15 protein-coding genes are annotated in these 18,074 nt (G+C 42.1%); all 15 read left to right on the top strand.

Going from position 1 to position 18,074, the window contains the following annotated elements:
• Positions 1-97 precede the first annotated feature (97 nt).
• The 15 genes from rbfA (at position 98) to N483_RS19385 (ending at position 17,797) form a co-directional block, all read left to right on the top strand.
• On the top strand, positions 98-502 hold the full coding sequence (rbfA, locus tag N483_RS19455; protein ID WP_023397666.1) for a 30S ribosome-binding factor RbfA: 405 nt from the start codon (positions 98-100) through the stop codon (positions 500-502).
• Positions 502-1,437, top strand: a complete 936-nt coding sequence (gene truB, locus N483_RS19450; protein WP_023397667.1) for a tRNA pseudouridine(55) synthase TruB — start codon at positions 502-504, stop codon at positions 1,435-1,437. The genes rbfA and truB overlap by 1 nt, the downstream gene beginning before the upstream one ends.
• A 103-nt stretch (positions 1,438-1,540) precedes the next feature.
• Entirely contained in the window at positions 1,541-1,810 is a 270-nt protein-coding gene (gene rpsO, locus N483_RS19445) for a 30S ribosomal protein S15 (protein ID WP_036975065.1), read from the top strand.
• Between the two features lie 244 nt (positions 1,811-2,054).
• Positions 2,055-4,184: a polyribonucleotide nucleotidyltransferase gene (pnp, locus tag N483_RS19440; RefSeq protein WP_023397668.1), complete on the top strand. Its 2,130-nt coding sequence runs from the start codon at positions 2,055-2,057 to the stop codon at positions 4,182-4,184.
• A 107-nt stretch (positions 4,185-4,291) separates the two neighbouring features.
• Complete coding sequence (gene nlpI / locus N483_RS19435; RefSeq protein ID WP_036975066.1) at positions 4,292-5,185, top strand: lipoprotein NlpI; 894 nt, start codon at positions 4,292-4,294, stop codon at positions 5,183-5,185.
• A complete protein-coding gene (locus tag N483_RS19430) occupies positions 5,186-6,358 on the top strand; it encodes a hypothetical protein (protein WP_023397670.1) in 1,173 nt (390 codons plus the stop codon). It abuts the gene before it with no gap.
• A gap of 238 nt (positions 6,359-6,596) precedes the next feature.
• The gene (locus tag N483_RS19425) at positions 6,597-9,389 is read left to right on the top strand and encodes a monovalent cation/H+ antiporter subunit A (protein WP_023397671.1); all 2,793 of its coding nucleotides are present in this window, start codon (positions 6,597-6,599) and stop codon (positions 9,387-9,389) included.
• The gene (locus N483_RS19420) at positions 9,389-9,760 is read left to right on the top strand and encodes a Na+/H+ antiporter subunit C (protein ID WP_023397672.1); all 372 of its coding nucleotides are present in this window, start codon (positions 9,389-9,391) and stop codon (positions 9,758-9,760) included. Before N483_RS19425 ends, N483_RS19420 begins: the two co-directional genes overlap by 1 nt.
• A complete protein-coding gene (locus N483_RS19415) occupies positions 9,757-11,268 on the top strand; it encodes a monovalent cation/H+ antiporter subunit D (RefSeq protein WP_023397673.1) in 1,512 nt (503 codons plus the stop codon). The genes N483_RS19420 and N483_RS19415 overlap by 4 nt, the downstream gene beginning before the upstream one ends.
• Positions 11,269-11,805: a Na+/H+ antiporter subunit E gene (locus N483_RS19410; RefSeq protein WP_023397674.1), complete on the top strand. Its 537-nt coding sequence runs from the start codon at positions 11,269-11,271 to the stop codon at positions 11,803-11,805.
• The gene (locus N483_RS19405) at positions 11,799-12,068 is read left to right on the top strand and encodes a K+/H+ antiporter subunit F (RefSeq protein WP_023397675.1); all 270 of its coding nucleotides are present in this window, start codon (positions 11,799-11,801) and stop codon (positions 12,066-12,068) included. The genes N483_RS19410 and N483_RS19405 overlap by 7 nt, the downstream gene beginning before the upstream one ends.
• Before the next feature lie 11 nt (positions 12,069-12,079).
• Entirely contained in the window at positions 12,080-12,406 is a 327-nt protein-coding gene (locus tag N483_RS19400) for a Na+/H+ antiporter subunit G (protein ID WP_023397676.1), read from the top strand.
• A 271-nt stretch (positions 12,407-12,677) separates the two neighbouring features.
• Positions 12,678-14,792, top strand: a complete 2,115-nt coding sequence (locus N483_RS19395; protein ID WP_023397677.1) for a methyl-accepting chemotaxis protein — start codon at positions 12,678-12,680, stop codon at positions 14,790-14,792.
• A 137-nt stretch (positions 14,793-14,929) separates the two neighbouring features.
• Positions 14,930-16,864, top strand: a complete 1,935-nt coding sequence (locus tag N483_RS19390; protein ID WP_023397678.1) for a DNA topoisomerase III — start codon at positions 14,930-14,932, stop codon at positions 16,862-16,864.
• 75 nt (positions 16,865-16,939) lie between these two features.
• On the top strand, positions 16,940-17,797 hold the full coding sequence (locus tag N483_RS19385; RefSeq protein WP_023397679.1) for a tetratricopeptide repeat protein: 858 nt from the start codon (positions 16,940-16,942) through the stop codon (positions 17,795-17,797).
• The last annotated feature ends 277 nt before the right edge of the window (positions 17,798-18,074 follow it).

Below are 18,074 nucleotides of genomic sequence, written 5' to 3'. Positions count from 1 at the left end.
GTCTAAACCTTGAAATGGGGGCGTTAGCCCCCATTTGTGTTTGTGTTTTTTAGATTTTTATAACATAAAAATCAATAGCTTATTAAAAGTGGTGACAATGAGAGAATTTTCTCGTACGGATCGTGTTGCACAGCAAATTCAAAAAGAAATTGCGGTTATTTTGCAACGAGAAATAAAAGATCCAAGACTTGGTATGGTAACTGTATCTGCAGTTGAAGTATCTCGTGATTTATCTTATGCAAAGATCTTTGTAACTGTATTAAACAGTAAGAGTGATGAGGATACAAAACAAAACCTCGCTATTATGAACGATGCGACTGGATACATTCGTTCGATCTTAGGCAAGCGTATTCGTGCGCGTATTATGCCAGAGCTAAAGTTTGTCCTAGACAACTCACTGATGGAAGGTATGCGTATTTCCAATTTAGTTGATGAAGTGATTCGTTCAGATAAAGAAAAGCGTGGCGAAGATACTGACTCAGCAGAAGGTGGTGAAGAGTAATGGCCCGCCGTAGTAAAGGTCGCCCGGTTGATGGCATTGTACTTTTACACAAGCCTCAAGGGATCTCATCGAACAAAGCTCTGCAGCAGGCCAAAGGCATCTATTTTGCGCAAAAAGCCGGGCACACTGGTGCTTTGGATCCGCTTGCAACGGGCATGTTGCCAATCTGTTTTGGTGAAGCAACCAAGTTTACTCAGTTTTTATTAGATACGGATAAAACATATGTTGTTCGTGCTCAACTAGGTGAACGAACTACTACATCAGACTCCGATGGTGAAATTGTTGAGACTCGCTCAGTTGACATTACCCAAGCGCAATTGGAGCAGGAGGTCGCGAGCTTTTTAGGTGAATCAGACCAGTATCCTTCTATGTATTCTGCGTTGAAATATCAAGGTCAGCCACTATACAAGTATGCTCGTGAAGGAATTGAAGTACCGCGTAAATGTCGAAAAATCAACGTTTATAGCATTACGCTTGATGAATATGATGTTGAAAGCCAACAAATTCAAATGACTGTGCATGTATCAAAAGGTACTTATATTCGCACTATCGTTGATGATTTAGGCGAGAAACTGGGGTGTGGTGCACACGTTATTATGCTTCACCGTAGTGGCGTAGGTCATTATCCAGCTGAAAAGATGATCACCATTGAAGCTTTAGAAGAAAAGTTACAACAAGCTAAAGATGATGAGGTTGAGCCATCTACCTATATTGACGAGCTGTTACTGCCAATGGATACAGCACTTGTTGATCTACCAACGATCACTTTAACTAAAGAGCAAGGTGTTGCATTTAGCCATGGCCAAACCGTTGTTGTAGGCGAAGTACCTGAGGGCGTAATTAAGGTTATGGCCGAAGATACCTTTATTGGTATCGGTGAACGTAACAAACATGGCCACCTTAAAGCAAAAAGAGCGCTATCGAGTGCACAATAATTTTGTCAGCGGCATGAATTACTGATACAATGCCGCCGCTTTGTCGCTTTGGCTGAATTAGTGATCGGCTAAAGCATTAAATTTATTTAAATTGGAGTTTATTATGTCACTAAGCAACAAAGAAAAAGCAGAAATCGTAGCAAAATTCGCTCGCGCAGAAGGCGACACAGGTTCTCCTGAAGTTCAAGTAGCGCTTCTAACTGCTGATATCAACAAACTACAAGGCCACTTTGCTGACCACAAACACGACTTCCACTCTCGTCGTGGTCTACTACGTAAAGTTAGCCAACGTCGTAACCTTCTTGATTACCTAAAAGGTAAGAACGTTGAGCGTTACGCTGCGTTGATCAAAGAGCTTGGCCTACGTCGCTAAGAATTTGATGAATTGTTGGATTTTTATCCGACAATAAAAAAGGGGCGACTTCGCCCCTTTTTTTGTGCGTGTACTAGCAGTATACTTACCCTCGCTCAAGCATAGTGCTGAGCAAGCGCCGATACTTCTGCCAATTGTAGTGCTTAAGTAGATCTATATGAGTACCAAAGTTTTTTGGGTGTTCTATTTAAGACTGTAATTGGTTGTTGTTGGCGTTTTAATATATTTTTTAAGGAATATTTTTGTGCAAGCAATAATTAAAGAATTCCAATTAGGTCAACATACAGTGACCCTGGAAACTGGTGCTATCGCGCGTCAAGCTGACGGTGCGGTTTTAGCAAGCATTGGTGATACTTCAGTACTAGTTACTGTTGTTGGTAAGCGTGAAGCTGCGCCTGGTCAGGACTTCTTCCCTCTTACTGTAAACTATCAAGAAAAAATGTACGCAGCTGGCCGTATTCCAGGTGGTTTCTTAAAGCGTGAAGGTCGTCCTTCAGACTCAGAAACATTGACTGCACGTCTAATCGACCGTCCTATCCGCCCTCTATTTCCAGATGGTTTTGTAAACGAAGTTCAGGTAATTGCGACGGTTGTTTCATCGGACCCTGAAATTCAACCTGATATGGTTGCGTTGATCGGTACTTCTGCAGCACTAGCTATTTCTGGTGTGCCATTCAATGGCCCTATCGGTGCAGCTCGTGTTGGTTACATCGATGGTCAATATGTACTTAACCCAACTGTAAAAGAGCTTTCTGAAAGTAAGCTAGATCTAGTTGTAGCTGGTACTGAAAATGCAGTATTGATGGTTGAATCAGAAGCCGAAATCTTAACTGAAGAAGAGATGTTAGGTGCGGTTGTTTATGGTCACGATCAATCTCAAGCTATCATCAAAGCAATTGAAGAGTTTAAAGCTGAAGCTGGCAAACCAGCTTGGGAATGGACTGCACCTGAGAAAAACGTTGCACTTGCAGACAAAGTAGCTGCAATTGCAGAAGAGAAAGTTGGTTCGGCTTACCTTATTACTGACAAAGTAGCGCGTAAAGAGTCTCTATCTGAAGCAAAAGCTGAAGTAATTGAAAAGCTAACTGCTGAACTTGCTGAAGGCGAAGAGCTAGACGAGCAAGAAGTTGGTAAACTATTCAGCTCTTTAGAGAAGAAAATCGTACGTGGTCGCATCATCGCTGGTGAAAAGCGTATTGATGGCCGTGAACCGGATATGGTTCGTGCGCTTGACGTGATGACTGGTGTACTTCCGCGTACTCACGGTTCTTCAATCTTCACTCGTGGTGAAACTCAGGCACTAGTAACTGCTACTCTAGGTACTGAGCGTGACGCACAAATGATGGATGACCTAGTAGGTACTCACAAGCATCACTTCATGCTTCACTATAACTTCCCTCCATTCTGTGTAGGTGAAACAGGCTTCATTGGTTCTCCAAAACGTCGTGAAATCGGCCACGGTAACCTTGCAAAGCGTGGTGTTCAAGCGGTAATGCCAAGCCTTGAAGAATTCCCATATTCAGTACGTGTTGTATCTGAAATTACAGAATCTAATGGTTCATCTTCAATGGCATCTGTATGTGGTACTTCACTTGCTCTTATGGACGCAGGTGTACCTGTTAAAGCATCTGTTGCTGGTATTGCTATGGGTCTAGTTAAAGAAGGCGAAGACTTCGTTGTTCTTTCAGACATCCTTGGTGACGAAGATCACCTTGGTGATATGGACTTCAAAGTTGCAGGTAGCAGCGCGGGTGTTACTGCACTTCAGATGGATATCAAGATTGAAGGTATCACGAAAGAAATTATGCAGATTGCTCTACGTCAAGCGAAAGCAGCTCGTATGCACATCCTGAGCGTAATGGACCAAGCAATTGCAGCGCCTTCACAAGAGCTTTCTGAATTTGCTCCGCGTATTTATACAATGAATATTCCACCGAAGAAGATTGCTGATGTTATCGGTAAAGGTGGTGCTACAATTCGTCAGCTAACTGAAGAAACTGATACGACGATCGAAATCGAAGATGACGGTACAGTTAAGATCGCTGCAACTAACGGCAACAGCGCTAAAGAAGCGATTGCTCGCATTGAAGCGTTAACTGCTGAACTAGAAGTTGGCACTATCTACAACGGTAAAGTAAACCGTATCGTAGACTTCGGTGCGTTTGTAAATGTTTTACCAGGTAAAGATGGCCTAGTTCACATTTCTCAAATCAGCAAAGAGCGTGTTAACAATGTTTCTGATCACTTAAAAGTTGGTCAAGAAGTTAAAGTTAAAGTTCTGGAAGTTGACCGCCAAGGCCGTGTTCGCTTAAGTATCAAAGAAGCGCTAGAGCCATCAGAGCCTGCAGCAGAGCAAGCTCCAAAAGGTGAGTAATTTTCTGTAAAGAAACAATAAGTTTCGTTAAAAGGGGCTGAATGGCCCCTTTTTTTGTGCTTTAATGGCTGACATCATCAATTTTCTGGCCCATAGAGGGAAGTACCTTGAGATTTTTATTAATACCATTGTTAGGATTAAGCTTATTGGGCTGTCAGAGCACGCAAAAAGCTGGTGAGCATAGTGCCATGCTGCCATTGTTGCCAATCCCATTTACTGAGCCATTGCAACCAGACCCACGCGCTCAAATTGAAGTGGCTCGGTACAGTGAGTTACTCAATAGCCCAGAGTTGACGCGAACTCAAAGAGCAGAGTTATACCACATACGCGGTAAACTATACGATAGCTTGGGTTTACCTCAATTAGCACAAATCGACTTCAATCGGGCTTTGAAGCTTAAGCCAGATTTGGCAGAAACCTATAATTTTTTGGGAATACATCACACTTTACGTCAAGAGTTTACCCAAGCATATGAGCGTTTTGACTCCGTATTGGAGTTAGATGAAAGTTATGAATACGCATATTTAAACCGAGGTATTGCGCTTTATTACGGAGATAGGGCCGAACTTGCTGTAGACGATTTTACGCGATTTTTGGCAAGTGCAGACGACGATGCTTATAGAGTATTATGGTTGTTTTTAGCTCAAAATGACGTTGATCCGGTTGTTGCTAAAGAGCAATTGGCAATTAACAGCCAAAAGCTGAGCCCTTCTGCATGGTCAACGCAAATTGTTCAACTGTACTTAAATCAACTAAATGAAGAACAGTTTCTTGCAGGCGTTACCCAAGGCGTTCAGTCGCAGAAGGAATATGCTGAGCGACTTTGTGAAGCCTATTTCTATATAGCCAAGCGTCATCTTCGAGCAGGCAACGACTTGAAAGCTGCGGAGTATTTTAGGTTGACGTTGGCAACTAATGTATATGAGTTTGTAGAACACAAATATGCAAAACTAGAGTTGCAGTTGCTTAGGCAAGCGCTTTTACAAAAAAGCGCTGGTTAAATGATGTTTCGTCAGTATATTGCTGGCATCATTTTTATATTGTTGGCTGTGCCCAGTAGCAGCCAACAATTTACTTATATTAAAGACCTTACCCCACAGAAAATAGCCGCCTTTGTCGCGCAAGCCGAGTCAGATTTTAACTTAGGCAGTGTTGCTTACAAGCGAATAAAACAGACACCTGAGCGATTGAGCAATAGCCAAGTTTTGGCTCTTCGGCGCTCTGGATATGATTTTTTTGCGTTTGAGTGGGCAATTAGACTCATTGAAAAAGATCAGCATCAACAAGCGTTGCTAGTGCTTGAACAGCACTGGAGCCATGCACCGAGATCATCCCATATACGCTTATTAGAACTGCTGAGGCAGCAACAGCAGTTTTCTTATATGAACAGTGTGTTGAAGCGATTTGGAGAGATAGAGCCATATTCGACACTAAATGCAATGGTTCAAAGTAAACCTGTAGGCGAAATTGATATTGATAGCGCAGACACATTGGGCTTTTCTGTATTTGGCCGCCAAGAGCAAAGTATGCAGTGTGAGCACAAGGTTGTTTTACTTGCTGAGTCGTTACTAAGTGTTGAACGGCTTACATGGCTAAAATCTAAGTATATGAACAGCTCATTTGCCACAGCGTTACCGTATTGTTTCTCTGAACCCTATTATGTTGGTGATCTCGCAAAGTGCGAAGGAAAAGTAAAAGAGTTTATTCGTTGTGACTTACAACCCTTAATAGGGCAACGAATTACAAAACAAGCGCGGCACTTAGTGATCATGACAGATAAACCTGGCCTGGCCAATGTGCGCCACGGGGTTATGGCATTGAATAGTAAAAATGGATTTGAGTTATTTATTCATGAACTGATGCATTTTACCTACTTTGAAGACGAATACCCAGTTTCAGCAAGTAAAGCCAATTGGCTCTGTGCGACTGAGGGCCTAAAAGCGCCCAATTTATACGTGGGTGAAAACGCCCCAAAAGGTTGGTATCAGAGTGAAACATGCAAGTTTGGAAAGTTGCCATCACATAAACCTCAGCGCGCAGTATCAAAGATGGAATATCATGAGATCCACTTGTCAAACCAATATTTAGGATTATGGTTAAAGTCATTGGATAAAACTTTATTAGCACCTAGTGATTATCAAAATTATTTGAATGCGCTATCTGTAAACGACTAGTCAGGGTTAAATGGGGGCACCTTTTATGAACAGGATCTGAATTGTTTGTTAATCTTGCCTATTAATTGAACAGCTAGTATGTGAAACCCTAGACAAGTCAAACACTAATAAAGTATAACTGGTAGACGTTATGTGTGATAAAAATGCACGTAAAAAATAAACAGAACACGATCGCCATGACGTAATCATAACGTGCATTTAATAGTAATGAACGGCATCGAAGATATAAGGCTTCTTTATGACTTTGCTTTGGATACCCTTGATATCCTTGTTAGGCAGTTTACTCTCTTCATTTACAGGTAAACTCTCTCGCAATCAGTCGACTGCAATCACTTTGATTGCACCCACTGTGGCCCTTTTGTTGGCCATTGATTTAGCTCCCGCAGTGTTTGCTGGGGAAGCTGTTCGCGCAACGCTAGATTGGGTGCCTATACTCGATCTTGATGTGTCATTCAGATTGGATGGATTGGCACTTTTATTCGTATTTATGATCTTAGGTATCGGTATACTAGTGATTTTCTATGCTCGCTATTACCTAAGTGAAAATGACTCTATGCCCAAGCTATACGCATACTTAATGCTGTTTATGACAGCTATGCTGGGTATTGTGATGTCAAATAACGTACTTCAACTATGGGTTTTCTGGGAACTGACCAGCATTAGCTCATTTCTATTGATCAGTTATTGGTGGCATAAGTCAGAAGCACGTAAAGGTGCTAAAATGGCGCTGGCTATTACTGGTGGTGGTGGTCTAGCGTTACTGGCCGGCTTGCTACTCATTGGTAATATTGTTGGTAGCTATGACCTAGATATCATACTTGCTAGTCGAGAGCTTATTCAAGCTCATAACTTGTATGAAGTTGCACTAGTACTTGTGCTTTTGGGTGCCTTTACTAAGTCTGCCCAATTCCCTTTCCACTTCTGGCTACCTCACGCAATGGCTGCGCCTACGCCAGTGAGTGCTTACTTACATTCTGCAACTATGGTAAAAGCAGGAATATTTTTACTTGCGCGCTTTTACCCAGCATTAGCTGGCACCGAGATTTGGTTTATTTTGGTTGGATTAACCGGGTTAATAACCTTGCTTGTTGGCGCGTATATCGCATTGTTCAAGCATGATTTGAAAGGGCTCTTAGCATTTTCGACGATCAGTCATCTCGGTCTTATTACACTGTTACTTGGGCTGGATACTGAGTTGGCAACTGTGGCGGCTATCTTCCATATTATTAATCATGCCACCTTCAAGGCATCGTTGTTTATGGCCACAGGGATCATAGATCACGAGACAGGTACTCGTGATATGAGAAGATTAAACGGTATGTGGCGTTTTATGCCTTATACCGCGACTTTGGCCATGGTTGCGGCGGCCTCAATGGCGGGTGTGCCACTGCTTAATGGTTTCTTATCTAAAGAGATGTTTTTTGCAGAAACGCTACATCAGCAATTGCTTGGCTCTATGTCTTGGTTAATACCTATCTTGGCAACCATTGCTGCTGCATTTTCGGTGGCCTATTCAGCTAGGTTCATCCATGACGTATTCTTTAATGGTGATCCGGTAGATTTACCAAAAGAGCCGCACGAAGCGCCGCGCTATATGCGTGTGCCAATTGAAATCTTAGTAGCACTTTGCTTGATCGTAGGTATGTTCCCGAACTTTGTAGTAGACGGCATATTAAGATTGGCATCAGGCGCGGTATTGGGTGGTGAAGCTCCAGAGTTTTACATCGCAATTTGGCACGGACTAAACCTGCCACTATTAATGAGTGCCATAGCGGTATGTGGTGGTTTATTGATTTACACTCAGCGTAAGTATCTATTCCAATTTCAAGCATCTTTGCCACCTATCAATGCCAAAAAAGGTTTTGAAAAAACGATGTACTCAGTGGTTACTTGGAGTCAAAACAAAATTAGCGCAATCGAAAATGGTTCACTGCAACGCTATTTGATGCTGATGCTGTTGGTTGTACTCTTAAGTGCAGGTTGGCCATTGTTTGAAATGAGTCAACTTGTTGGTGAAAATGCGCTTACACCTGTAGACATTCACAATGGGATCGGTGCGGGTCTATTGATGATTGGTGCAATTGGTACTGTTATTTGGCATCGTACGCGTATGGTGGCACTGCTGATGATCTCAGTGGTTGGTTTAATGGTATCTGTCGCCTTTACACGTTTCTCAGCGCCCGATTTAGCCCTGACTCAGCTTACTGTTGAAGTAGTAACCATTATCTTGCTGATGTTAGCGTTATTCTTCCTGCCTCAAAAAACACCTAAAGAATCGAGCTCGATTAGAACATTAAGAGACTTAGGGGTTGCCTCTGCGATTGGTGTGATTGTTGGTAGTATTTGTTACGCACTCATTACCAGACCATTGTCGTCTATTTCAGACTTCTTTGTGGCAAATGCTAAAACAGGTGGTGGTGGCACAAATGTTGTAAACGTCATCTTAGTAGATTTTAGGGGCTTTGATACTTTGGGTGAAATAGTCGTATTGGGTATTGCTGCTCTGGGTATCTATAAGCTAATCATTCACCTTCCTCTGTTCATGCCGGGCAGTGATTCGGAAGGTCGTCCGTGGGCTAAAGAGCGCTATCCACTGTTGCTAGCGTCAATTTCGCAAAGCCTATTACCGCTGGCGTTATTAGTCTCTTTCTATATTTTCCTAAGAGGTCACAATCTACCGGGAGGAGGCTTCATCGCAGGTCTTGTCACTGCAATTGCGTTTATCTTGCAGTACATTGCCCATGGCTCAAACTGGATAGCAGAACGATTCACTTTGAATTACCGTAAAATCATTGCCTCTGGTATTGCAATAGCGATGTTATCTGGGTTGGGTAGCTGGGCCTTTGGCCGTCCATTCTTAACAACTTGGTTCGACTATTTTGATATTCCATTGATTGGTGAAATTGAGCTGGCCAGTGCGTTGGTATTTGATTTAGGCGTATATGTAACCGTTGTAGGAGCAACGTTAATGATATTGGCAAGCCTTGGTAAAGTGACTGCGAATGCGCCCAAAGAAGAGGTGAATATTTAATGGAGCTTTTGTATTCTTCATGCGTAGGTCTATTAGTGGCCTGCGGAGTGTTTTTGATTTTACGAGCGAGGACCTTTCCTGTGGTCCTAGGTTTGACCATGCTTTCGTACGCAGTAAACCTGTTTCTGTTTGCATCAGGTCGATTGTCAATGAATCAGGCCGCAGTGCTAGGTTACAGTGAAACATATGCGGATCCACTGCCGCAAGCATTGGTGCTTACGGCAATTGTTATCGGTTTTGCGATGACAGCTTTTGTGGTTATCTTAGCGATCCGTGGTCGTGCAGACTTAGGTAACGACCACGTAAATGGTGTAGTACCTGACAAAACCAAAACTAAAGGGCGTCAGGTCAAGGAGCAAGGTAAGGCATGAGTCAACATTTAACCTCTTTACCTGTATTACTGCCTATGTTGGCGGCAATTTTAATGTTAATGCCGCCGTGTGGGAAAAACTTAAAAATTAGACGTTATGTTTCAGTTTTTATGGGGTTGCTCACAACTGCCGTATCTGTTTCATTGTTAGCATTTGTCAAAGGCAATAGTACTCAGGTATATGCGATAGGTGATTGGTCGGCCCCTTTTGGCATCGTCCTCGTAGCTGATCCACTATCTACCTTATTGGTTTCATTGACATCGTTTTTGGGGCTTGTCTGTGCGTTGTATAGCTGTGCCGGAGATGATGAGCAAGGTAGTTTTTTCCATCCGCTATTACATTTCCTTGTGTTGGGTGTAAACGGCGCGTTTTTAACTGGCGACGCTTTTAACCTCTTTGTGTTCTTTGAAGTACTGTTGATTGCTTCATATTCGCTACTTATGCATGGCGGCGACAAGCGTAATACGCGAGCAGCACTGCAATATGTGATACTAAACTTAGTGGGGTCATCTGTATTCCTCATCGCGTTAGGTATTCTGTACGGTACCTTAGGTACGCTCAATATGGCCGATATGGCAACGCGCGTGATGGAGTTGCAAGGTGATGATGTTTACCTGGCAAAAATTGGTGGTCTACTGTTATTGGTTGTCTTTGCATTAAAAGGCGCGCTGTTACCATTACATTTGTGGTTACCTAATACATATTCAACAGCTATGCCTGTTGTGGCAGCTTTGTTTGCAATTATGACTAAAGTTGGCGTTTATTCCATGATGCGCGTGTACACGCTAATTTTTGGCGAACAGGCGGGTGAGTTAAGTCATATGGCACAGCATTGGCTGTGGTGGCTGGCATTGGCTACCATCGTTATGGGTGCCATTGGGGTTCTTGCGAGCCAAGATCTACGTAAAATGATTGCGAATCTTGTTGTGGTTTCGGTGGGTACCCTCGTTGCTTTAGTTGCTGCGCAAACAGTAGATAGCAGTGCAGCAGCAATTTATTATCTGGTGCATTCGACGCTGGTATCCGCAGCGCTATTTTTAATCGCAGATTTGGTAGGCAAACAAAGGGGCAAAGTAAGTGATCGTATTACAGCGGGTCGTCCAGTAGCACAGCCTCTATTTTTAGGTGGTGCGTTTATTTTTGCGGCGGTTACTGTGATTGGGATGCCACCACTTTCAGGGTTTATCGGAAAAGTTTGGATATTAGAGTCAACATTGGAATCTGCCCATGGACACTGGTTTTGGCCAATATACCTAATAGCAAGCCTAGCAGTATTGGTTTCAGTTTCAAAAGCGGGAAGCACCGTGTTTTGGCACCATACAGGTAAGGGTGAGGCAAATACCGAAGAAAAGGCACATCCAGTGCAAATTGTTGCAGTATTAATGCTCGTTGCGGCTTCGCCACTGATGGTGATTTTCGCTGGTCCGGTTACTGATTACGCACAATTTGCAGCAGTTGAATTACATAATTTTTACGGCCTTATCCAACATGTATTAGGGGGCAGGTAAATGAGACTTGAAGCTAAATATAAATGGCTACCAACGCCTTTTAGAAGCTTATTGCTATTTTCCGTTTGGTTACTGCTTAATAATACAGTGGCGCTAGGACATGTTATATTGGGAATAGTTTTAGCGATTGTAATACCGCTTATAACTCACCCTTTCAGAACTAAGCAGCCACTGGTCGTTAGGCCATTTAGGGCGTTAAGACATTTGATGTTGGTTCTTTACGATATTTTGACTGCAAATATTGAGGTTGCTATCAAAATTCTTGGGCCAACTAAAAAATTGAAACCAGGCTTTGTAAAAGTTCCTTTAGACTTACATGAGGCAATGCCAATCACCATTTTGGCAAGTACGGTTTCGTTAACGCCAGGTACAGTGAGTGCTGAAGTGTACCCTTGGCCAGAAACACTGGAAGGTGAGCAGGCGGATTGCCAAAAGTATTTATTGATCCATGTCTTAGATCTGGATGATGAGCAGACCTTGATTGAAACAATTAAATCCCGTTATGAAGCGCCACTGAAGGAGATCTTTGAATGTTAGATACGATCATCTTAATTGTTTTTGCCATGATAGGCTTGGCGTTGTTACTGAATTTATGGCGTCTAGTTGTAGGGCCATCAGTTCCAGATAGAATACTGGCATTGGATACTATGTACATTAATACCATTGCACTTATTATCCTATACGGCATGAATATGGGCACGTCATTGTATTTCGAAGCCGCATTATTAATTGCGTTACTCGGCTTTGTGAGTACCGTTGCTGTATGTAAATACTTATTACGCGGCGACATAATTGAATAGGGGCTGAGAAAGTGGACATAGTTATTTCGATTTTACTTTTAATGGGCGGTGTTTTAGTTTTAGTTGGGTCAATCGGGTTGGTAAAAATGCCTGACTTTTTCATGCGCTTGCATGGCCCGACAAAAGCAACGACACTGGGTATGGCTTGTTTATTATTTGCTGCAATGGCGCATTATAGTCAGTACGGTGACGGTTTGAGTTTAAAAGAAATTTTGATTTCTTTGTTTTTACTTATAACAGCTCCAATCAGTGGGTATATGTTGATAAAATCGGCTATCCATCACCGCATTGACTCTACAGACAAGACAACGGGAAAAGACAAAATAGAAGAAGATTAAAGCCTTCTTCGAGTTGGGTGTCTTTGGCACCCAACTGCTGATCGTCCACCAATTCTAATATTTAACTAATTATCGTTTTTTCCTGCCTCCACGCTTATCTCAATTTATTCTTGCAAAATTCAGCTCAAAAACTTACCTTCAATTATTCTTTAATATTTCTGTAGTAAAATAAACTATTATTATTTAGTCAGCTAACTTTAGTTGGTAGTTTTTAAAACGTTAAATACTCCTTGTTCCCAACGAAAATAGACGGAATTTCTTAAGGTCGCGTATGCAGCAAGTATCGATAAAAAATAAACTCATGCTCTTTGTAACAACATTAGTTATTGCGGTAATAGCGATTCTAGTGGTGACGACTTGGTTACATTTGCAAGAGGAAAATAACAGGCAAAGTGACGAGGTTCACTCTGCAATGCTGGAGGAAATAAATGCAAGACTGACAGCTCAGGGGCTATATTATGGACAGAGAATAGCCGGATTTTTAAATGCAGCTTATCGAGTGCCAAACACGCTGGCAGGATCATTTGAATCTACATATATCTCGCCACTGAGCAGAAGTGATATGCAATCCTTACTTAGAGGTGGACTTGAAAAAAGCGCAAACGTCTCTTCTATCTATGTGCACTACGAACCAAATGGCTACGATAAAAATGATACGGACTACATATCGGGAGCGTCACACTCTGTTGCCGGAAGTGGGGCGCTCGAAATGTACTTTACTAGAGATAGCGGCGGTGTCACGCAACACATTGTAGAGTCCTCTGACGCAAAATATGCTGAAGCGCGCAACCAATTTGGTATACGTGAAGCTGAGTGGTATCTGTGCGCGAGAGATATAAATGCGCCATGTATTATGGAACCCTATCTATATGAAATTTCGCCTGGTCGAGAAATGCTGATGACTTCTCTGACTGTGCCTATACGTGAGAACGGGCGCTTTAAAGGCATTATCGGAGTTGATGTCAATTTGCCTAGTTTGCAAAAACTGGTGGAAGAGCTTTCAAACAATTTATATCAGGGCAAAGGCAAAGTATTTTTATTGAGTGAGTTGGGGTTAATTGCCGGTGCGAGCCATAACGCAGATAAATTGGGTGAGCCTCTGAGTGATGTTTTAGATGTGTCATTGGCAAATAAGCTAGGTACATTGCACCAAAAAGGTGGCTATGCAGAAACGGAAAGTAAGGTGTTTTTTGCCAAATCAATTGAAATTGAATTGGCAAACAAGACATGGTCACTGGTGATCGAAGTTCCAAAGCAGCAAGTGCTTGCGTCAGCGTATAGGATTGAGCAACAACTGCATCAATCAACCAGCGATTTTGGACTTTGGTTGCTAATGCTCGGGTTTATTGTGATTTCAGTGGCTTTGGCCCTAAGCATCTTTTTGATAAACACCATAACGAAACCTCTGTCCCACATAGAAGCTAGAATTGTAAACCTCGCTTCTAGTGAAGGGGACTTAACGCATAGTTTAGAAGTCACACATCATGCCGAGCTTATTTCTTTAGCGAATGGTTTCAATGTTTTTACGAACAAATTGAGAGCTATGATAGCTGATTTAAAAGGTCTTGCTGAGCAGTCATATCAACAGTCATATGTAACGACAGAAGCTGCAATTAACATTAAAAATAAGGTATCTAATCAGCATATTGAAATTGATAATGTTGTCACGGCTATTAACGAGTTAAGTGCGACGGCAAGCGAAGTTGCTAGGGCATCTGAACAGGCAGCAACCACGACCGATGGTGCAGTCGGCACAGTGAGGGAGTGTGAACAGAGTATCGTTACGACAACCGAAACCGTCGAAGAAATAGCCACTCAAGTATCAACTGCGCAAGCTGCATTTCATAAAGTTGCAAAACGCAGTGGGGATATTTCGAAAATACTCGATGTAATTAGATCTATTGCAGAACAAACTAATTTATTGGCATTAAATGCGGCTATTGAAGCTGCGCGTGCTGGCGAGCAAGGAAGAGGGTTTGCGGTTGTAGCTGATGAAGTACGCGCACTTGCGTCAAAGACACAAGCTTCAACAGATGATATCAGTACCTTGATCGAAAATTTACAAAGCGAGATCCGCGGATCTGAGCAAATTATCGAGCAAACGGTAGAACAAGGCAATGAGGCAACGGTATTGTGTCGTGAAGCTGCCAAAATTATGGCGGGTTTAGTTACAGAGCTCCACGGTATTTCGCATGAAGTAACGCAAATAGCTACATCTGCTGAACAGCAAAGCATGGTTACAGAAGAGGTTAATGCCAATACCACTAATATTTCCGACGCTGCACGTGAATTAGCTAAGTACGCAGATGATGTAGAGCACGCGGCCAGTGCTATGACGCAACTAGTTGAACAGAAGCATAGCCAGCTGAGCTTATTAAAAACGTAAGGGGTGAAATTTTGAGTAGCTTGTTGTCAATTCAATTAGCACAATAAGCTACTCATCCTGATAAATTAAGAACACATCTAGATTTGTTGGATGGAGTTGGCTAGAATAACTGTAAAAATATACAGTTATTGGCGTTTATGAAGCTCTACATTGCAGAAAAACCTTCCCTTGGTCGAGCCATTGCCGACGTCCTTCCAAAACCGCATAAAAAGCAAGATGGTTTTATTGAACTCGGAAATGGCGATTGTGTTACATGGTGCATTGGGCATTTGTTAGAGCAAGCTGAGCCGGAAGACTATGATGAGCGTTATAAAAAATGGTTGATCCAAGATCTACCGATCGTACCCTCAGAGTGGAAGTTTAAAGCCAAACCAAAAACGAAAAAGCAATTATCGACAGTGAAGCGATTGATAAAGAAAGCTTCAATACTAGTTCATGCTGGCGACCCAGATAGGGAAGGTCAGTTGCTTGTTGATGAGGTTATCCAAGAAGCTAAACTTTCCAAAACGAAAAAAGCGACTGTTGAACGTGTGTTGATCAGTGATTTAAACCCAAGTGCGGTGAAAAAGGCACTTAGCCAGACAAAACTGAACGCAGACTTTGTTCCATTGAGTGTTTCAGCATTGGCGCGGGCCAGAGCTGACTGGTTATACGGTATGAATTTAACCCGCGCTTTTACTTTAGCTGGGCAAAAAGCGGGTATACAAGGAGTATTGTCAGTTGGGCGAGTTCAAACTCCAGTGCTTGGTTTGGTGGTACGTCGTGATGAGGAAATAAAACACTTTGTTTCTAAACCATTTTACGAAGTAACAGCTGTAATTCGCAAAACAGGTGGTGAGCAATTTGACGCTAAATGGGTGCCCAGTGATGCTTGCTTGCCGTATATGGATGAAGAAAAGCGAGTGTTAGTCAAATCGCTGGCAGAAAATGTTGCAGGTCGAATTAAAGACAAACCTGCAGATCTCATCGCTTTGGATAAAATACCAAAAAAGCAAAACCCGCCGTTACCTTATAATCTTTCATCATTGCAAATTGATGCAAATAAACGCTTTGCAATGTCAGCAAAGCAAGTGTTAGACATCTGCCAGTCTTTATATGAAAAGCACAAACTCATTACATATCCAAGATCTGATAATCGGTATCTACCAAATGACCACTATGCTGAGCGTAATGACATTCTCGCTGCAATATTGAACAATCAAGGTGAAGAAAAGCAACATATTGAGAACGCTGATCCAAATATCAAGGGGAAGTGTTGGAATGATAAAAAAGTAGAAGCGCACCACGCTATCATTCCCACCAAAAAAAACCTCAAAACGGCACAGTTGGGGCATCAAGAACAACAGGTATATGGATTGATTTGCAGGCAGTATCTGGCTCAGTTTTACCTGCCCTATGAATACTCGCAAACCAAAGCTCAGTTAAAGATTGCAGGAGGCACGTTTATCGCCAAAGCTGATACAGTTATCAACTTAGGATTCAAAGTTCTTTTTAAATCAAATAAGAAAGAGCAGAACGAAAAAAAGCAGTTGCCACATCTTGATGTTGGAGAGCCATTGCATTGTATCGATGGACTGATAATAGAAAAGCACACTCAGCCCCCCCAGTTTTATACTGAAGCTACGTTACTCAGTGCGATGACAGGTATAGCTCGATTTGTAAAGAATGGTGATATCAAAAAGGTTCTCAAAGAAACAGACGGTTTAGGTACGGAAGCAACAAGAGCTGGGATAATAGAGCTGCTTTTTAAAAGGCGATTTTTAACAAGAGAAGGTAAATTAATTAAATCGACGGATCTTGGAAGAGGCCTTATTAACACTATTCCAGTAGATTTGTCGCTACCAGATAGAACGGCATTGTGGGAATCTCAGCTAACTAATATCGCCGAAAAAGCTGCCTCTTATAATCAGTTTATGTTGCCATTGCAGAATGAATTGGCAGAGTTAGTCGGGTTGTCTCAGACGCTAAATACTGATCCACTCAAAGGTATTCAAACAGCAAGTCCCTTTAAAAAGAAAGGCGGTTATAGAAAAACACGTCGAAAGTCGACTAACAAAGGAAAAAGCAAATAGTTCTATATAATTACCTTGTAAACGAAAAACAAGTCACCATATAGCTAATAGAATTGCAACTAAGAATGCCCCATTATGGAAAACAAAATTACATTAACGCCAGAAAACATTCAGCAGGTACTTTCATCTTCATCTGCAGACCATTTAGTGTTGCTAAGCTTTTATAGTGCCCAGCATCCTGACTGCATTGCACAGGCAGCCATTTTAGATGAGTTGGCTACGCAATATAGTAGCAGCATCACTATTGCTACACTAGATTGCGATCTACAACAGGCTTTAGCAGGTCAACTTGCACAGCAAGTTGGGCTACAGGCGCTTCCAACTGTGGTGGTTTTAAAAGCAGGCTCCCCAGTTGATGTGTTAGCGGGTGCTAAAACAAAAGAAGAAATCACTAAAGTACTGACTGAACATTTACCTTCACCAGAGCTGATCTTATTGGATCAAGCTAAACAGGCGTTGACTTCTGGAGATCTCAATGGGGCCTACTCGCATGCAAAACAGGCTTATGATTTAGCTAAAGGGAATCCGAGAGTGAATTTGGTGTTTGCTGATATCTGTATTCAAATACAGAAAACAGATGATGCAGCGGCTTTGCTCGCAACGATCCCTGAGGATCAACATGATGCCTATTACCACAATTTACAAGCGAAGTTAGCTCAAGCACAAGAGGCACAAGAATCCCCTGAGGTGAAAAAGCTACTGCAAGCGGTAGAGCAAAATCCGAATGATTTATCGTTATTATGTGAGCTTGCACAGGCACAAGTAGATGCAGGCCAGAAAGAAGAAGCGCTAACGTCTTTGTTTAAGGTCCTGAGCAAAGACCTATCTTTTGGCGAAGCCAAAAAGGGGTTTTTAGATATTATCGCGTCTTTGCCTGATGGTGACGCGACAGCAGCAACCTTCCGTAGAAAATTATACAGCTTACTCTACTAGAGTCTTTTGTTCTCGGTGCGGTGAAGTCGCGCCGAGAAATTTCTTGCAACTTCTCAAATTTGTACAATACTTAAATTCCTTTTTCGAAAAGTCATGACATTTTGATTAAAAAATGATGACAAAGCTTGTGGTTTTGGTTGTTTTAGAATGATTTTTGCTCGTTTAAGTTGTTTTTATAAGTTTTCTCAAAAAAACACTTGATCAAAGTTTAGATCTCCCTATAATGCGCACCCACTGACACGGCGGGCTGCAACGAAAAACGCAAACCAAAGTGAAG

This window comes from Pseudoalteromonas luteoviolacea NCIMB 1944 (genome assembly GCF_001625565.1).
Classification (GTDB): Bacteria; Pseudomonadota; Gammaproteobacteria; order Enterobacterales; family Alteromonadaceae; genus Pseudoalteromonas; species Pseudoalteromonas luteoviolacea_F.
The sequence above is the reverse complement of the archived record's forward strand: the minus strand, read 5'-3'. Positions and strand labels throughout refer to the sequence as shown.